General features: G+C 60.2%; 13 protein-coding genes. 8 read left to right on the top strand and 5 right to left on the bottom strand.

Going from position 1 to position 16,316, the window contains the following annotated elements:
* Position 1: 1 nt before the first annotated feature.
* From ACTPOI_RS21585 to ACTPOI_RS21565, 5 genes are all read right to left on the bottom strand, one after another.
* Positions 2-286 (bottom strand): hypothetical protein, encoded by a 285-nt coding sequence (locus ACTPOI_RS21585; protein WP_440112576.1) that lies wholly within the window; start codon positions 284-286, stop codon positions 2-4.
* A 553-nt stretch (positions 287-839) separates the two neighbouring features.
* A complete protein-coding gene (locus ACTPOI_RS21580) occupies positions 840-4,001 on the bottom strand; it encodes a type I restriction endonuclease subunit R (RefSeq protein WP_440112574.1) in 3,162 nt (1,053 codons plus the stop codon).
* A 15-nt stretch (positions 4,002-4,016) separates the two neighbouring features.
* Complete coding sequence (locus ACTPOI_RS21575; RefSeq protein WP_440112572.1) at positions 4,017-5,249, bottom strand: restriction endonuclease subunit S; 1,233 nt, start codon at positions 5,247-5,249, stop codon at positions 4,017-4,019.
* A gap of 1 nt (position 5,250) precedes the next feature.
* Positions 5,251-7,839: a type I restriction-modification system subunit M gene (locus tag ACTPOI_RS21570; protein ID WP_440112570.1), complete on the bottom strand. Its 2,589-nt coding sequence runs from the start codon at positions 7,837-7,839 to the stop codon at positions 5,251-5,253.
* A 116-nt stretch (positions 7,840-7,955) separates the two neighbouring features.
* Positions 7,956-8,225, bottom strand: a complete 270-nt coding sequence (locus tag ACTPOI_RS21565) for a helix-turn-helix domain-containing protein (protein ID WP_440112568.1) — start codon at positions 8,223-8,225, stop codon at positions 7,956-7,958.
* A gap of 1,236 nt (positions 8,226-9,461) precedes the next feature.
* On the opposite strand from ACTPOI_RS21565, the gene ACTPOI_RS21560 reads away from it, so the two are divergent.
* The 8 genes from ACTPOI_RS21560 to ACTPOI_RS21525 all read left to right on the top strand — a co-directional run bounded on the left by ACTPOI_RS21560 (position 9,462) and on the right by ACTPOI_RS21525 (position 16,315).
* Positions 9,462-9,722 (top strand): hypothetical protein, encoded by a 261-nt coding sequence (locus tag ACTPOI_RS21560; RefSeq protein WP_440112566.1) that lies wholly within the window; start codon positions 9,462-9,464, stop codon positions 9,720-9,722.
* A gap of 365 nt (positions 9,723-10,087) precedes the next feature.
* On the top strand, positions 10,088-10,396 hold the full coding sequence (locus tag ACTPOI_RS21555; protein WP_440112564.1) for a hypothetical protein: 309 nt from the start codon (positions 10,088-10,090) through the stop codon (positions 10,394-10,396).
* A 168-nt stretch (positions 10,397-10,564) separates the two neighbouring features.
* Positions 10,565-10,762, top strand: a complete 198-nt coding sequence (locus tag ACTPOI_RS21550) for a hypothetical protein (protein WP_440112562.1) — start codon at positions 10,565-10,567, stop codon at positions 10,760-10,762.
* Between the two features lie 186 nt (positions 10,763-10,948).
* Entirely contained in the window at positions 10,949-11,413 is a 465-nt protein-coding gene (locus tag ACTPOI_RS21545; RefSeq protein ID WP_440112560.1) for a Spy/CpxP family protein refolding chaperone, read from the top strand.
* A 496-nt stretch (positions 11,414-11,909) separates the two neighbouring features.
* The gene (locus ACTPOI_RS21540; RefSeq protein ID WP_440112558.1) at positions 11,910-12,602 is read left to right on the top strand and encodes a response regulator transcription factor; all 693 of its coding nucleotides are present in this window, start codon (positions 11,910-11,912) and stop codon (positions 12,600-12,602) included.
* Positions 12,602-13,999, top strand: coding sequence for a sensor histidine kinase (locus ACTPOI_RS21535; RefSeq protein WP_440112731.1), 1,398 nt, complete (start codon positions 12,602-12,604; stop codon positions 13,997-13,999). The genes ACTPOI_RS21540 and ACTPOI_RS21535 overlap by 1 nt, the downstream gene beginning before the upstream one ends.
* A 490-nt stretch (positions 14,000-14,489) precedes the next feature.
* Positions 14,490-15,455, top strand: a complete 966-nt coding sequence (locus tag ACTPOI_RS21530; protein ID WP_440112556.1) for an ABC transporter substrate-binding protein — start codon at positions 14,490-14,492, stop codon at positions 15,453-15,455.
* A 23-nt stretch (positions 15,456-15,478) separates the two neighbouring features.
* Positions 15,479-16,315: an ABC transporter permease gene (locus ACTPOI_RS21525; RefSeq protein WP_440112554.1), complete on the top strand. Its 837-nt coding sequence runs from the start codon at positions 15,479-15,481 to the stop codon at positions 16,313-16,315.
* Position 16,316 lies beyond the last annotated feature (1 nt).

Here is a 16,316-nt window from a genome sequence, read left to right as displayed (position 1 = left end):
ATCAGCCTTCGAATACGCTACCTGGTATTGTTAATTCGTCGGAGCCTGTCGGATCATCAGGCATATTTTCTCGAAAGAGCTCCACCAATTCAATAACCTCTTGGGGGGACATCTCTGGAACGAGTGCGAGGAATAATTCAAGCTGTTCCAGTAGGTCCAAGTAGTACAAACCGGGATAATCTGCATAATCGCGCTCCAGAACGCACTCGATGTCATCTCGAAAATCGTAGTTGCTCGACAGCTCACCATATTCAATGATGCGCGCTGTCTTCGATTTTAGGTTCATGTCGTATCCGTGGTTCAAAAAACCAAGAGGGCTCCCATGCGCTCATTTGGTGGCCTTGCGGGTGCTTGCTCAGCGGTAAATGATGTCTCTTGAGATCATTAATTGGCAGGCTGGGTGAACAGTTTGCGCAGCGTCTTGTTCTCAAGCTCCAGTGCGCGGTACCTCTCTTGCAAAGCGTCGATCTTGCCTCTGGCGAGGCTCGAACACTTCATTCCACTCTAGTGCGAGAGCATCTTCATTCTCTCTCGCGCGCGTGCATTCTCGGCCGCACTGAACGGATACTCGCTTTCCAGCAGCAGTCCCCATCCAAGGCTGCGGATGATGGTTCGCAGTTTGTCATCAATCACTTGGGTGGGACCGTCCGGTCCATGGCCTGCCTCGCGCTTGCGCCAACGTATCGAGGACGAGCCGATCCATCGCTTACTGATCCTCATGGGGGCCCGAACAAGCTATCTCAAGATGGGTTTGCCGGACGCATACGCTGCATCGGAGCAATAGCGTTGTACCCGCCACCTTGGCACCCTCGATTTCAAGCGGAGCTCACATTCAGACTCTACGAGTTAGGTATATCCGAACCCGTGTCGGTCAATGACAGGACACCTCGAATCAGAAAGTCCTTGAGCACCTTGTCAGCCCTGATCTTGACCTTGAAGGGCGGCACTGGCCCCCCTTCGATGCGCTCGAAGTAGGCCTTGGCCAACGCCATGTTCACGGTTGCGCGCAGGTCGTCGAAGCGCCCGTACTCGTTGAGGTTGGCCTCGGTCACATGCGCGTCCACCAGCGCCGCCATCTTGGTGACATCCACGCCCAGTGTTGCAACCACGGCCGCAAAGTCCTTGCTCTTTGCCCTGGCCTTGAAGCCCACCAAGTAGTCGCGAAAGGTTCGACTGGGATCGATCTGCACATCGCCCCGCTGGATGTCATGCAAGAAGATCTCGGCTAACTTCTGGTCCTCTTGCGACAGCGACGTGAATGACCGATGCAGTTCGGCCAGGGTTGCTTCCCTGGACGCTCCGTCTCCGCTTTCCAACTCCTTGAGGTACTTGGCGAAGCGCGAGTTCATGTAGTCCGCGTCGATCTTGCCGGTGTCGATCTCGGTGATGTGGCTGTCGATGTCGAAGGGGATGCTCTCACCGGCACCGCCACCGCCAGCCCCCAGTTCCTTGTAGCGCTGCAGCAGCGTCAAGTACTGCAGCTTCGTGATGACCACCGCAATCGACTGCTTGGGCTCGGTGTCGAACTCGTAGACCGACTGGTCCCAGGTGAAGCCCTGAATCTTGGCGGCCTCCAGGATGGCGTTGAACCGGTTGAACTGCTTCGCGAAGGCTGCCCGGGCTGCCCAATCGTCAGGCAGCTTGGCAAAGTCGGTAACGCCCGCCGCGCTGAAGATCGCGCTGATCTCGGTGAAGCAGTCGTTCAACAGCTCCAGGTTCCTGGGCAACTGGTCGGCAAAGAGGCCAATGGGCTTGTCGCCGGAGTACAGCTTCACCGCCGCATCCACATTGCGCTTCATCGTGTGCGGCTTGCGGTAGTAGCGCACCGTGCCAAAGGGCTTGTCCGGCCCGAACAGCCGGTTGGTGCGCGAGAACGCCTGGATGATGTTCTCGTACTCCAGCAGCTTGTCGCAGTACAGGGTGTTGACCCACTTCGAATCGAAGCCGGTCAGCATCTGGTTCACCACGATCAGGAGATCCAGCCTTTTCTCCGGCTCGGCTTCGACACGGAGGTAGGGTGCTTTGTGGGCTAATCGCGCGGCAAGGTCCTTCTTGAAGTTCGCGTGGGTGCCCATGTCGAACTTCTGTCCAAAGGTGGCGTTGTAGTCCTTGATGATCTCTTCCAGCCCTTCTGCCTTGAAGGCTGGATCGGTGTTGCCGGTGTCGTCATCGCTGAGGTGCGGGTCGAACAGCGCGGTGATCTTCAGTGTGTGGCACTGCGCCTTCATGAGGCGGTAGTAGATGATCGCCTCGGTGATGCTGCTGGTGGCGAAGATCGCGTGGAACTTCCCACTCTGGCTCAGAACTTCCCAGTTGTCAGCGATGTCCTTCAACACCGCTTGTCTGTGCTCGTCGCGCTCGTACTGCGCGTTCGGCAGGTGGTCTTCAATGCCGCGCTGGTACTCGCCCGCCGCATCTCGGTAGCCCGCCATCGGCACCTCTTTCATGTACCGATTGAAGACCTTCTTCTTCGCTTCGTCCGCCAGCGCCTCGGCCACGGTCGCCGCCTTGGCCTTCTCCAGTGCCACCGCCTGCCGTAGGTCACGGTCGCGGTAGGTCAGAACCTGGTAGGGGTCGAAGCCTAGGACGTTCTTGTCACGGATGCCGTCGGCGATACTGTAGCGGTGCAGCTCGTTCCCAAAGACATCCGTCGTGGTGTTGTCCTTCCGAACGTTCTCCTTGTGGATGGGCGTGCCGCTAAAGCCGAAAAACACCGCACCCGAGAAGCTCGCCTTGATGTCGGACAGCATGTCGCCGAAGGTGGAGCGGTGGCACTCGTCCACGATGAACACGATGCGCTTACCGCGCATGGTCTCCAGGTCGTGTGCCTTCAGGCCGTCTGCGTCGTCCGTGATCCGGCTCATCTTCTGGATGGACGTGACGATGAGCGTGTCTGCGGGCGCGGTGCTCTTCAGGGTTCTGACGAGCACCCCGGTGTTCTCGGTGGCTTGCACCTGGTTGCTGTCACCGGCGAAGTCCCGGTAGGCCTTTAGCGTCTGCGTGCCCAGCTCCACACGGTCCAGCAGGAACACCACCTTGTCAGCGTCCTTCGAGTTTGCAATGAGCTGAGCCGACTTGAAGCTCGTCATGGTCTTGCCCGAGCCGGTGGTGTGCCAGATGTAGCCGCCCAGGCGGTTCGGGTTCTTCCAGTCGGTCTTGGCCACCTTGTCCGAAATGGCGTGCGCCGCGTAGTACTGGTAGCTGCGCATCACCTTCAGCACGCCGTCGGCCTCGTCGGCCACGGTGTAGAAGCCGATCAACTGGTGCGCCATGGGAATGGACAGCAGGCTGGAGGTGAAGCCTTTCCAGTCGTTAATGGGCTCGTTGTTGAAGTCGGCCCAATGGAAGGCGTAGTCCTTGTTGAACTTGCCGTCCGGGCCGGGGTTGGCGAAGTACAGCGCCTCCCCGGGCTCCATCGCCACAAAGATCTGAACCAGCGAGAACAGCCCGGTGAACACTCCTTCGCGCGCGTACTTCTGGATCTGGTTGTAGGCCTGACTGACCGGCACACCGCTCTTCTTCAGCTCGATGTGGATCACCGGCATGCCGTTGATCAGCAGCAGCAGGTCACCCCGCCGGTCATGCTGCAGCTCGGAGCCACGGGCGTAACGCGGCTGCTGTGCGATCTGGTAGCGGCTTTGCCCGGCAGCGATCTCGTGCCGGTCGTAGACCTTCAAGCTCACCTCTTTGCCGAAGTGCAGCGTATCGGCCGGGTTGTCCCGCGTGATGGCCACCGTCTTGCCGTTGATGAAGCCGTTCAGCCTCAGCGGCGTGCGCAGGGCGACGATCTGCTCCATCACTTGCTGCATTTCACTGTCGGTCAGCGGCGCCTCGTTGAGGCGGTCCTTGCTGCGGTTGTTCTCGAAGAGGATTTGCTTCCAGTTCGCCAGCAGGTCGGCCTCGCTTGGGCACTTGATGACCTCCAACTCGCCCCAGCCGCGTTGGCGCAACTCGTGAACAACAGCTGCTTCGAATTCGGACTCTTGGGCAAAGGTAGTCATAGATGGGGCGCCGCCTCAGGCAAACATGCTTTTCTGGCAGGCCCACTGCACCTGCTGTAGCTTCTTGATCTGGTGGGAATGCCGAAGAATGAGCTCATCAACAGAACGGAAGAAGTCGGCGATCCGCCTTTGCTCGCGCAACTCCGGAAAGCATATGGAAACCGATGAAATGTCCGCTGCCCTGACATGCACCACAGTCTTCCCTTGAGCTCTCCTGGCCAAGTCGTACTTGGGCTGTCCATTCGAGAGAGCCAAAGCCAAGAAATACGGATCCAACCTATCGCAAGGGTTGATTATGTTCAGATCACCACCGATGATGACTCCGCTTCGAAGAAGCGCGGAAGCCCTGGCGATATCCTCAGAGGTTTCGCCTGAAGCTGGTACTACCACCTCGTTACCCTTGCTTTTGACCGCTCCCTTCCGATCATCGACAAACGTGTCCACCTGGGTGATGGCAGTTTGATAGTCTGTATAGAGCCTGCCGTAAAGCACGATGGGGGTGCCTGACGCCTTAAGGTCACCTTTGGAAAACCCGGACCCTTTCGCGAAGGTGCCGAGGCTCTTCATTTCCTCGCTTGACCAAGTTCCTGAGAAGCCGCCGAAACGAGCTTCCGGAGCATTGGCTCCAGGCTTCGGAAACATCTTCTGAATCATCGCCAGCTTCAGCGAAAGCAGCTTCTCATACTTGCGTTGATGAAGGGAAGTCAGCTGATCGAGATTTCGAAAGACTTGGGCGATATGACTCTGCTCCTGAACATCAGGGAGCATCACACTCCGCTTCTTCCAGTCGTCGGTATCGAAAAAAAGCTTTTCGATATCCACGCCATACGAGCTCAGAAAGAACTTCTTGCGCATCGCCGGCATGCCCGCCAAGATAGTGAGGAACTCTGTGAGTAGCTTCTCGCTGTCGACGGCGGTCAGATACTCGTTCGATACGATAGCGCCGTCCAAGGCCGGCGGCACGATGCCAGTCGCCCCATGGACCACCTGACGCTTGGAAATGACAAAGTCACCCGTCTTGAGTTGGGCGTAGTTCTTGACCAATATGTCGCGCCCCAGCAGGTGGCCACGAGAAACGACGCCTTCGTTGCGCCGCTTGACCGTGATGAGCTCGTAGCGCTGGTCGTCTTCAAGCACGATAGGGCGACGCTTCTCGGCGAGGACGTCGCCAAACTTTTCTTCTGCCCACGGTTCGCTGTAGGCCTTGAACCGGATGCGTGGCACCTTGCCAGTGGTCTGGTCCGCCATGTCAGTTCCCTGCCAGCAAGGTCTTCAGCTCCTCAATGGCCTTGAGGTCGAATTCGCCGCCATCCAGTTCTCCGAGCATTCCCACCAATGCTTCCTCGGCATGCCGGATCTCCCGCGCGTTGTCGGCATAGGTGATCCTGTACTTCTCAACCAAGGCTTGCAGCTTGGCGATGAGGCGGGCTGTCACCAATCCGGGCAAGCCATGCAACTCGTCCACCAGCGGTGAGAGCCACTTGCTTTCGAGCAAGGCGTACGCCTGCTCGTCGCTCAGCGCCTCAATGGTGGCCTTGGTCTTCAGGTGAAGCGCAGCGGCGTCCTTCTTGATGGCCGCCTTCAGTGACTTCTCTTGGGCAAGCAGTTGGGCTGCCTTGATGATCTTGGCTTCGTAAGACTCAGGGCCCGAAGCCGCTGCATCAGCAGCTGACTCCTTGGCTTCCTTGGCCACGGCGGCTGCGACGAACTTGTCACCGGCTTCGTTGAAGGTGTCCTTGGCCTTGTCTTCGGGGCTGAAGCTATCGAGCAGTTCCTCCAGCTGAGCGACCACCTTAGCCAGTTCGGCCTCTTTCTTGCTAAGGGCGTCCAGCTCCTTCTTGTGGTGGGCCAACTGCACGAGGTCGAAGGGCAGGATGCGGCCTTTCCAGCCGTCCTGTACTTCAACGTCCTTACCGTCCTTCTTCTTGACCACGAAGTTCGGGTCGACCACTCGCGTGGCGGCGAAGCCCTCGGTCTGCAGGGTTTCCAGATCCACAGCGATAGGCTGCCAGTGGTCGTCGAGAACCTGATAGGCTTGGTACTTGTCGATGAGAGGCACCGTGCCGACTTTGGCCAAGCGAGCAAACAGCTCGTCGCAGATCAGCGCCTCCTGGCGAGGAACCTGCAGCGTGAGCATCTTGCCGATGAGCTCGCCGTGCAGCCAGGGCTTGAAGCCGTCGAATGCACGGCTAAAGGCTTGGTTGAACTCCTTCACTTCCGGGTGCTGCCGCACGGCTGCAGCCAGGTCATCGACCTTCGGCTGGGCGTAAGGCGTGCCGTCCAAGGCGAACAGGGCCGCGCGTAGGTTGGGGAAGGCCTTCCAGTAGTCGCCCAGTGCATCCAGCTCGCTCAGCGGAATGCCACCGAACATCGAGGCGTACAAGTCCCAGCTCTCGGGCGGCTCGGACGAATCGACGTACCGCGGAATGTTGAGGTTGTAGTCGTTGGACTCGCCTTGAAGTTCGGTCTTGGGCACCAGTCGGCTGAAGCCGGGCACGGTGGCGCGAGCGGTCACCACGTCGGTGATCTTTTTGATGTCGCAGGCGCGGAGCTTGTTGTTCTTGCCCTCTTTGGCGAAACCCTTGGAGGCGTCCACGAACAGCACGTCGCTGCCCTCGCGCTTCTGCCTGAGCACGAGGATGACGGTGGGGATGCCGGTGCCGAAAAAGATGTTGGACGGCAGGCCGATGACGGTTTCGAGGTGGTCGTTCTCGATCAACTGCTTGCGGATGACGCCTTCCTCACCGCCCCGGAACAGCACGCCGTGCGGAAGCACGATGGCCATGATGCCGTTGGGCTTCAGGTGGTAAAGGTCGTGCAACAGGAAGGCGTAGTCGGCCTTGGACTTGGGGGCCACACCGAAGCGGGCGTAGCGCGGGTCAGCCTCTTTGTGCAGCGGGTCCCATTTCTGTGAGTAGGGTGGGTTGGACACCACCGCATCCAGGTACAGCGGGTTGTAGCTGTTGACTGGGTCTTGCTCGTCGAAGTACGGCCAGTCGTCTTCCAGCGTATCGGCATTGCGGGTGACGATGTTGCCCGGCAGGATGCCGCGCATGACCAGGTTCATGCGCGTGAGGTTGTAGGTGTTCTCCTTCAGCTCTTGGGCGTAGTACTTGATGCTGTCTTTGTCGCCCATGTGCTTGGCGATGGCCTGGCCGATGTTGAGCAGCAGCGAGCCCGAGCCGCTGGTGGAGTCGTAGATCTGGATGGTCTTGCGGTCCTTCAGGTGGTGCGCAATGACTTCGGACATCAGCACGGACACCTCGTGCGGGGTGTAGAACTCTCCTGCCTTCTTGCCCGCATTGGCCGCAAACATGCCAATCAGGTACTCATAGATGAAGCCGAGCACGTCATAGCCCTGCTTGCCATCCATGGGGATGTCTTTGATCAGCTGGAGAAGCTCGCTGATCGCCTTGGTCTGCTTCGCAGCGGTGTCGCCCAGCTTGCTCAGGCCCGTTTCCAGCGTCTTGAAGATGCCTTCGAACAGGCGCTTGTGGTTCGGGTGGATCAGGCGGCTGAAGGCCGACAGGGCATCGCGCACATCTGCGACATCGAAGTCGCTGGTTTGATCCAGCCAGGTCGAGAACAGGTGCTTGTGGGCGATGAAGTAGCCCAGGTTGGACTTGAAGTGGTCGACGGTTTCCGCATCGTCCTCGGTCAACGCACTGAAGTCTTCGGCAGAGAACTCCTCTGCCTCGGCAAAGGCCACGAGCTTGTCGGAGAGGTACTTATAGAAGATGAAGCCAAGGATGTAGTCCTTGTATTCGTTAGCCTCGATCTTCGAGCGCATCTGGTTGGCGGATTCCCAGATTTTGGATGCGAGTTGTTGCTTGTTCACGTTGCTGAAAATCTAGTAACTGATGGATGCGGAATGAGCGAATGGCAATCCTGGCGAAGCATGTTTCCGGAATCGAGTCGCCAACGCTTAGTCAAGGGCTGCATCGTTGCAAAACATCAGTTGTTCCCGAGAAGGCGCTCAGGGGTGAGCTCCGATGACACGTCTTGGTCAGGCACGTATGTCGCGATGTCACCAACTCCGCAGTCGAAAAACTTGCACAGAGCATCAATATTTGAGAGCGTGGCGTTGTAGCCACGGACGTTGACCATCTTCGAGAGCGTTGTACGGTGGATGCCCGTGGCCTGCGCCACCTCAAGTATCTCGACCCGCCGCCCGCGGCGGAAGGACGCGTCAGCGAGTAACTCGGGCAATCGGAGCCTGATCACGCAACTCTCCTTTGTTGATAGAATGAATTCTATAAGCTTCTTGCATAGCGCTAACGCTACATAAAGCGCGTACGCAGAAGCAAAACGAGACAGGTATGGTGTAGGGGTGAAACCGGATTGGGGGCATCCGGCATCGGTATGAGGGCTCAGAGCATTGAGCGGTGCGGGTTCACTTCAAGGCTAAAAGGTGCAACTGGCTTGCACTATTACCCAGAGCGCTGCCGAACGACAGTCTACGTCCCATATGACCGCGAGAGTGGTCGTCGGCGTCGGTCGTATGGCCGTCGCATTCCTCGAGCCCCCAGCACGACACGATTCACCTGTTGCCCGCAAAGCGATGCCTTTCACTCAGCCTGGCACGGTTTGCACGTCATATGCGACTAATGGTTGCTTGTCACATGGTCGTTACAGAATTCAAGCGCTTGATGACGAGCGAATCGAATGCGAGCCAAAGAGCTCATAGACACCTTGTGCATGAAGCTGCAAACCAGCTACAAAATGGAGTTGGAGGGTGTACTTAGCGTGTCGCTGGGTGCCCCTGAGTTGGTGATGTGAGTTCAATCTCCCAGGTCCTGCTGTAACTTCTGAAGTCTGCCGCCCAAGTCACTGATTTAAAAAATCACGCCAATCCGGGGGAACAAACGGGGGAACAGGTTGAAGGGAAAAACCTCAGAAGTGAGGTTTGGTGTGGCTTCTGATGATTCATTCAGTAGACGCCAGCCCACCACTCTAAAGAAAGAGCGCCTATTCGAAAGAATGGCGCTCTTTTTACTTGGTGGGCCGCTTCTAATGCGCTCAAGGTGCTCGTAAAGCGGTACAGGCATTTCTGCATCGCGGCGTAGTCATGCCACTTGGCCGCCGTGGCTCCCTTTTCAGCCAAGGAAGCAGCAGTAGGGGATCCATTTATCTGGTGCTTGAACAAGGCACAAACGTATTGCCTGCCAAGAGGAAAGCGTCAAACGCCCGCAATAAGCGCGGCGATGGCGACTGCAATGAACTGAATTCCGAAGAACAGTACGAGGATAGGCATGGGTATCTCTCAGATGAGAACGCATGCTAGGGCGGCGAATTTTGGCTTTCGGTGCGATTCGCTCCCTTTTGTTTGTCATATCAGTCCTACAAAAACCGATGGTGCGCGTTTCAGGTCCACCATTGTTATGTACCCATTGGTATCACTGCTTGAGCGCCGGGGCGGTCCGCCGGACAATCGCGCCACCTAGTCCGGAGGTAACCGCAATGCCTATGGAGTACCTGCGCTCCCTTGAAAGGGATGCCCTTCCGTTCCTCGAATGCGATGAAGACAACATCGACAAACTGCGTGTGCTCAGCGCGGCAGGGATGGTCGAGGTTCAGTTTGCGCCGATGAACTCGCCTGACCAGACGGCCCGCGTGCTGTGCATCACCGGTTTGGGATGTGCGACTCTGCGTGCGCCTTTACTTCCGAAGTCACAGCCTTTTCATGGGCTGCGCGTGCTGGAGCCGTTGGGGTCTGATTGAGCACAGAGGCGTGCGTTTCGGCGGCGTCACTGGACCGGCCGGCGAGCGGTTTGCATAAAGAGTTAGCTAGGGACCCTTTGCAGGAATCAAGCGGTAAGTGAGCGCAGCGAATCGCGGTGGGCTGCAAGGTGCAAAACGCAGCAATAACCGAAGCTATTGCAGGTATCTGCTTGCGCAGCAGACCGCCCGGAGCCGCAGATGCACACGGCGCTGATTGGTGCAAAGGATCGCGAGCGTGCTCCCTATACCGAAGCGCGGCGTCGTTGTCCTACGCTCCGATGCGCAGCCCGGGCATCGGGCGGGTGCGAACGACCTCATAGGATGGCCTCTCTGCATGACTGGCATTGCCGGTAGAAAGGCTTCCTATGAGCAGTTGGTACAAGCTGGCGCTGGGCAACGACGATCAGGCTTTCGAGCCTACGCTGCGCATCCAGCAGATGTTCATGTCCAAGTTCCTGATGTGTCCTCCGGGGTCAGGACGCGCCCTGTTTTCCTGTTACGACAAGCAGAAAGACAACCTCTGGCTGTACTTTTCGCCAGCGGCACAGGACATTGCCGTGCGCGTATGCGCGGAGCCCTGTGATCCCCCTACAGCGCTGGATTGCATCGGCCTTCTCGCGGGGGAAGGTGATGCGCTGGGAGTTGCGCCACGCCAGTGGGCACGGGCAGCCTGATCGGCGAAATACTTGTGCTGGTCGATTGCAATCCAGCACGCCTTCGTTGGAATCAGCCGATGAGCGCGTGCGTCCATTCCTACACGCAGGTGTGTTGGAGGCCCACGGATAGCGAACCCGTGCGGTGCCTCAATGGATTGAGGCCCTTTGGGCTGAAGCGAGGCAATCATGTTTTCTTTCGATTCCCGGAGGCACCACTTCGATGACGGTGCGGCTCTGCCGTACCAGATGGGTGAGATGGACCTGACTCACAATCAACGGCAACTTGCTGACCAGGTGCCCCCGTACAAAGGGGACGCGGACTGGAGCGACACGGATTTTCAGTTTGTAGATTTGGGAGTGCGTCAGCCGCAGGCGATGGGCTGAGCAATCAGCTCGTCGAAGCAACTTGGCCGCTTTGTCGTCCCTCTACAGCGGCGAGGGCACTCAATGCGTGTCGATATCCCGCGTGAGAAACAAAGCGAAATAAAGCGAAACGGTCCGGAGACCCCACTTCAGGGGGCGTAGCTCACCATCAGGGTCATGTTCAACATCGTCCAGAAAGGACATGACATGAAACCCTGGATCAACAAAGTCGCTGCAGGTGCCTTGGGCGCCATCGTTCTAGCGGGTGGTCTCACGGCCTGCTCAACCAGCCACACGCGCACGGCGCATTCGGCTGAGCGGATGGCGGAACTCAAGGGCAAGGCCGTGCTGCGCATCAGCAGCAAGTTCGATCTGAACGACGAGCAAAAGGCCAAGCTCAATGTGCTGGCCGACAAGCTCGATGCACAACGCGTGCAGCTGACGGGATCTGGTGCGGGAACGCGTGCCGAACTCGCCGGCCTGCTCGCATCTGAGCGATTTGACCGTGTCAAGGCCCAGTCGCTGCTCGACGAGAAAACCCGGGCGGTGCAGACGACTGGACCCGAAGTCATTCAGGCCATGGGCGACTTCTATGACAGCCTGCAGCCGGCACAGCAGCAAAAGGTGCGCGAACGCCTTCAAGGCCATGGCCAGTGGTTTGATCGTGGGTGACGCCACCTGGATCAAGGCCGCCATGTCGCCTACACACCAACCCGTACACCAGCTTGCCCGTCAGGTGAGACACGTGGCTGCCGACCTGCTGGCAGACCTCCCCGAGCTGCACGATGAGCTGATGTGCCTGGTGTGGGGGCCGCGCTTTGACCGGGAGCATGCCCTTGGGTTGATCGCGCGCCGGCCCCAGGCATCGGTGCGCGCTGCGAGTGTCATGCTGGCTGCTGCCGACGCGTTTGATGCGATGCAGACGGTCTCGCAGCGTCGCGTACGGGAGCTTATCCGGAAGCACCGCGCACTGTCGTCAGCCTCTGCCTGGGCTTCTTCTCACGACGACGCCGAGTCAGGCGGCGTGCGGGCTCTGTCTGCCACCGCAGCCCCTGTGGCTGCGGGTAGCGTCGAGCCGGCAGGTCTTCTGGCCAGGTGGCCCGCAAGCCGGGGGCAGTCCCGGTGCGAGGCTCGCTCTTTCGCACAGGCACCAGTGTAAAAATTGGCCATGCACCGCATTCTCCTGATTGATGACGACGCCCAGCTCGGGCCGCCCCTGACCGTTTACTTCAAGCGCTTTGAACTGGAGCTTGTGCACGCGCTGCGGCCGAGCGACGGCCTGGCCCGGCTGGCTGCCGAAGGCTTTGATGCGGCCATCCTGGATGTGATGCTGCCCGAGATGGATGGCTTCGAGCTGTGCCGCACCATTCGCAAGCAGGGCGACCTGCCCATCGTGATGCTCACGGCCCGCGGTGAGGTCATGGACCGGGTGGTGGGGCTGGAGCTGGGAGCCGACGACTACCTGCCCAAGCCGTTCGAGCCGCGCGAACTGGTTGCGCGGCTGCAGACGGTGCTGCGCCGCCAGCGTGCATCAGGGCAGGGCGGAGCCGGGGCACTGCAGGCACTGGAGTTTGAGGGGCTGAGCATCGACGCAGCCCGGCGCAGCGTGCAGCGGCACGGCGATGCGGTCGAGCTGACCAGCACCGAATTTGATCTGCTGCACTTGCTGGCACGCGAGCCTGGCAAGGTGTTCAGCCGTGACGACATCCTCAACCAGTTGCGCGGCCACGAAGCCGAGCTGTATACGCGTGCGGTCGACATTGTGGTGAGCCGCCTGCGCAAGAAGCTGGAGCCGCTCGACTGCATCAAGACCATGCGCAATGCGGGCTACTCGCTGGCGCTGCGCCGGGCGGCGCCATGATGCGCCGAGCCGCGGCCAGGCTGTGCCTGACGCCCGACGACGAGCGCGACTGCCCGTGGCACCGCCGCGCGCGCAACGCCGTGGGCTATTCGCTGCGCATCCGGCTGGTGCTTGTGTTCATGGCGCTGGCCGTAACGGTGGCCGTCACCTTCATGGGCGGAGTGCAAAAAGCCGTGTCGGTAGGCTGGCGCGAGGGCGCACGGCCTCTGTTGATGGACTATGTGGACCGCCTGACCACCGAGATCGGCAGCCCGCCCAGCATCGAGCGCGCGCAGGCCATCGCCGAACGCCTGCCGGTCACGCTGTGGATCGATGGCCCGGTAATCCGCTGGCAGTCACACCCCGACCAGCCCCGTCACGACTGGGGAGGCGCCAAGCTGCGCGAAGAAGACCACTGGCTGGCCCGTGCTGGCGACGACCAAGGCCAGCGGCTGCTGCAGCGCATGACGGCCGACGGCCACAGCATCGAGTTCGGGCTCAACGCGCTGTCGTGGGACAAGCGCCCGCGCATCGCATGGGGCACCCTCACCGTGCTGCTGCTGCTGACGGCGCTGGCGTACGTGTATGTGCGCCATCTGCTGCGCCCGCTCGACGACATCCGCCGTGGCGCGCAGCGCTTTGGCGAGGGTAACTTCGGGCAGTCGATCAACGTGCGGCACGCCCACAGGCCTGACGAACTGGGCCACCTTGCCATCACTATCAACACAATGGGCGACGACATCCACCAGATGCTGGAGGCCAAGCGCGCGTTGCTGCTGGCCATGAGCCACGAGCTGCGCAGCCCGCTCACACGCGCGCGGCTCAATGTCGAACTGCTGCCCGAAACGGCCGAGGTGCAGGGCCAGCGGCAGGCGCTGACGCGGGACCTGGCTGAGATGTCGGGCCTGATCAACGATCTGCTCGAAAGCGAGCGCCTTGCCGGCCGCCATGCAGCGCTGCACCGCGAGCCCACCGATGTCCCCGCACTCGCGCGGGAGGTGATTGACGACCTAAGAGCCCGCTACCCCGGTGCCGCCGGCATCGTACTCAAGGCCGACGCTTTGCCTGCGCTCGACTTGGACAAGTCAAGGCTGCGGCTGTTGCTGCGCAACCTGCTTGATAACAGCCTGCGCCACAGCGAGCCGGGTGCGCCAGCGCCCGAGTTGCGCCTGCGGATGGTGGACAGCGCTCTCTGGGTGCAAGTGCGCGACTACGGGACGGGCGTGCCAGAAGACCATCTTCCCCATCTGGCCCAAGCGTTCTACCGCCCCGATACAGCCCGGCAACGCACTACGGGGGGTGTGGGGCTGGGGCTGTACCTGTGCCGCCTGGTCGCACAGGCGCATGGGGGTTCGCTCGAAATTGTCAATGTGCGGCCCGGCTTGCAAGTGACAGCGCGGTTTCCTGTGCTTTCCTGATTTTGGAATCGCCCACGATTGGGGCGCTCTGGCGGGGGGGCTACCTTGGAGCCGGAAGCAGGGGGGAAGCTGTTCAAAAGCAACCCCACTGCAGGCTGAGCTTGCTCAGCGTCCGAGGCCCAGGCGGCGCCAGCCTCACTGCGGCACGCTGGCGGTGCGCGCCCTGCACCACGGTGGCGTGCGATCACATCGCCGCGGGGACTCCCGGCGGGGTCGTGTAGCCGCAGTTTTGTGCCAAAAGTGCCGCTAGCGCTTGATTCAATTGCCTATACAGCTATCAATAAAATAGCAAAATAAGCGAGGCGTTTCCCCAAGCCGTTCCGCCTTCAATCTGGCCTCTTTCTTGCTGAGCCTCTGCACCTGTTAAAGATGCTCTTACGGTGTTTACCCTGTATAGACAGGTACACCCAGGATGTCATCATTGCGGCCAGGGCGCCTGGGCGTACCTGGTTTGGGTGGGCAGGCAATTTTTTCAAAACAGGAGCAGATGATGACTCGATCGGTTGCGAAATTGGCGTCGCTGACAGCGGCGGTGGCGTGCGTGGTGGGCCTGGCCGCTCCGGCGCAGGCGCAAGAAGTGAAGATCGTGCTGGGCATGTCCGGCTGGACGGGCTTTGCGCCCCTCACGCTGGCGGACAAGGCTGGCATCTTCAAGAAGAACGGCCTCGATGTGGACATCAAGATGATTCCGCAGAAGGACCGCCATCTGGCCCTGGCCTCCAAGTCCATCCAGTGCGCCGCCACCACCGTCGAGACCCATGTGGCATGGAACGCCAACGGCGTACCCATCGTGCAGATCTTCCAGATGGACAAGTCCTATGGCGCTGACGGCATGGCGGTGCGCGGCAACATCAACAGCTTTGCGGACCTCAAGGGCAAAACCATTGGCGTCGATGCCCCGGGCACCGCGCCGTTTTTCGGCCTGGCCTGGATGCTCAGCAAGAACGGCATGAGCCTCAAGGACGTGAAGACCACCACGCTGTCCCCCCAGGCCGCTGCGCAGGCCTTTGTGGCCGGGCAAAACGACGCCGCCATGACGTACGAACCCTACCTGTCCACCGTGCGCGACAACCCTGCAGCCGGCAAGATCCTGGCCACCACGCTCGACTACCCCATGGTGATGGACACCGTGGGCTGCGACCCGGCGTGGCTCAAGGCCAACCCGAAGGCCGCGCAGGCGCTCACCAACTCGTACTTCCAGGCGCTGGAGATGATCAAGGCTGACCCTGCCAAGTCGAATGAAATCATGGGTGCGGCCGTCAAGCAGACGGGCGAGCAGTTTGCCAAGTCGTCGTCCTTCCTGCGCTGGCAGGACAAGGCCGCCAACCAGAAGTTCTTTGCCGGCGAGCTGCAGGCGTTCATGAAAGACGCTACGGCCATCCTGCTGGAGGCCGGCGTCATCCGCAAGGCGCCTGACGACCTGAACGTCACGTTCGACGCCAGCTTCATCAAGTAAACCGCCTACCGGAAGAACGCGCCATGTCTGCCGTACAACCCCTGCCTGCCGCCGATCTGAAAGCGCCCGTGCGCCGGCGCTCCATGGCTCCCCTGGAGCCCGTGAGCAGCCGCGCCCGCTGGATGCTCGGTCTGGGATTTTTCGTCGTGTTCGTGGCAGTGTGGGCGTTCTTCACGCTGGGTGGCTTCGTGTCGCCCACGTTTCTGGCCAGCCCCGTGACCATGGTCAAAGAGGGCTGGCTGCTGTTCACCGAATACGGCTTCATCAAGGACATCGGCATGACGGTGTGGCGCGTGGTGGGCGGCTTCATCCTGGCCGCGGTCATCGCCGTCCCACTGGGCATCGCGATGGGCGCCTATAAAGGCATCGAGGCGTTCTTCGAGCCCTTCATTTCGTTTTGCCGCTACCTACCAGCCTCGGCCTTCATCCCGCTGCTGATCTTGTGGGCAGGCATTGGCGAGGCGCAGAAGATCCTTGTCATCTTCATCGGCTCGGTTTTTCAGATCACGCTGATGGTGGCCGTCACGGTGGGCAGCGCACGGCGCGACCTGGTGGAGGCGGCCTACACGCTGGGCGCGGGCCACCAGGGCATCGTCACCCGCGTGCTCATCCCCGGCGCGGCGCCTGACATTGCCGAGACCCTGCGCCTCGTGCTGGGCTGGGCCTGGACGTACGTGATCGTGGCCGAGCTGATCGGGTCTTCGAGCGGAATCGGCCACATGATCACGGACAGCCAGTCGCTGCTCAACACCGGCCAGATCATCTTCGGCATCATCGTCATCGGCCTCATCGGGCTGGTGTCCGACTTTGCGTTCAAGGCACTCAACCACCGCCTGTTTGCCTGGAGTTTTGTGCGATGAG

This window comes from Acidovorax sp. BL-A-41-H1, from assembly GCF_051942715.1.
Note: the sequence above shows the minus strand (reverse complement) of the source record. Positions and strands in the feature narration are given on the sequence as shown.

Excerpts from the sequence above, each read along its gene's own strand:
- ACTPOI_RS21550 (WP_440112562.1), top strand. The coding sequence starts at position 10,565 with ATGTTTTCTTTCGATTCCCGGAGGCACCACTTCGATGACGGTGCGGCT.
- ACTPOI_RS21540 (WP_440112558.1), top strand. The coding sequence starts at position 11,910 with ATGCACCGCATTCTCCTGATTGATGACGACGCCCAGCTCGGGCCGCCC.
- ACTPOI_RS21530 (WP_440112556.1), top strand. The coding sequence starts at position 14,490 with ATGACTCGATCGGTTGCGAAATTGGCGTCGCTGACAGCGGCGGTGGCG.
- ACTPOI_RS21545 (WP_440112560.1), top strand. The coding sequence starts at position 10,949 with ATGAAACCCTGGATCAACAAAGTCGCTGCAGGTGCCTTGGGCGCCATC.
- ACTPOI_RS21560 (WP_440112566.1), top strand. The coding sequence starts at position 9,462 with ATGCCTATGGAGTACCTGCGCTCCCTTGAAAGGGATGCCCTTCCGTTC.
- ACTPOI_RS21555 (WP_440112564.1), top strand. The coding sequence starts at position 10,088 with ATGAGCAGTTGGTACAAGCTGGCGCTGGGCAACGACGATCAGGCTTTC.
- ACTPOI_RS21525 (WP_440112554.1), top strand. The coding sequence starts at position 15,479 with ATGTCTGCCGTACAACCCCTGCCTGCCGCCGATCTGAAAGCGCCCGTG.
- ACTPOI_RS21535 (WP_440112731.1), top strand. The coding sequence starts at position 12,602 with ATGCGCCGAGCCGCGGCCAGGCTGTGCCTGACGCCCGACGACGAGCGC.
- ACTPOI_RS21580 (WP_440112574.1), bottom strand. The coding sequence starts at position 4,001 with ATGACTACCTTTGCCCAAGAGTCCGAATTCGAAGCAGCTGTTGTTCAC.
- ACTPOI_RS21585 (WP_440112576.1), bottom strand. The coding sequence starts at position 286 with ATGAACCTAAAATCGAAGACAGCGCGCATCATTGAATATGGTGAGCTG.
- ACTPOI_RS21575 (WP_440112572.1), bottom strand. The coding sequence starts at position 5,249 with ATGGCGGACCAGACCACTGGCAAGGTGCCACGCATCCGGTTCAAGGCC.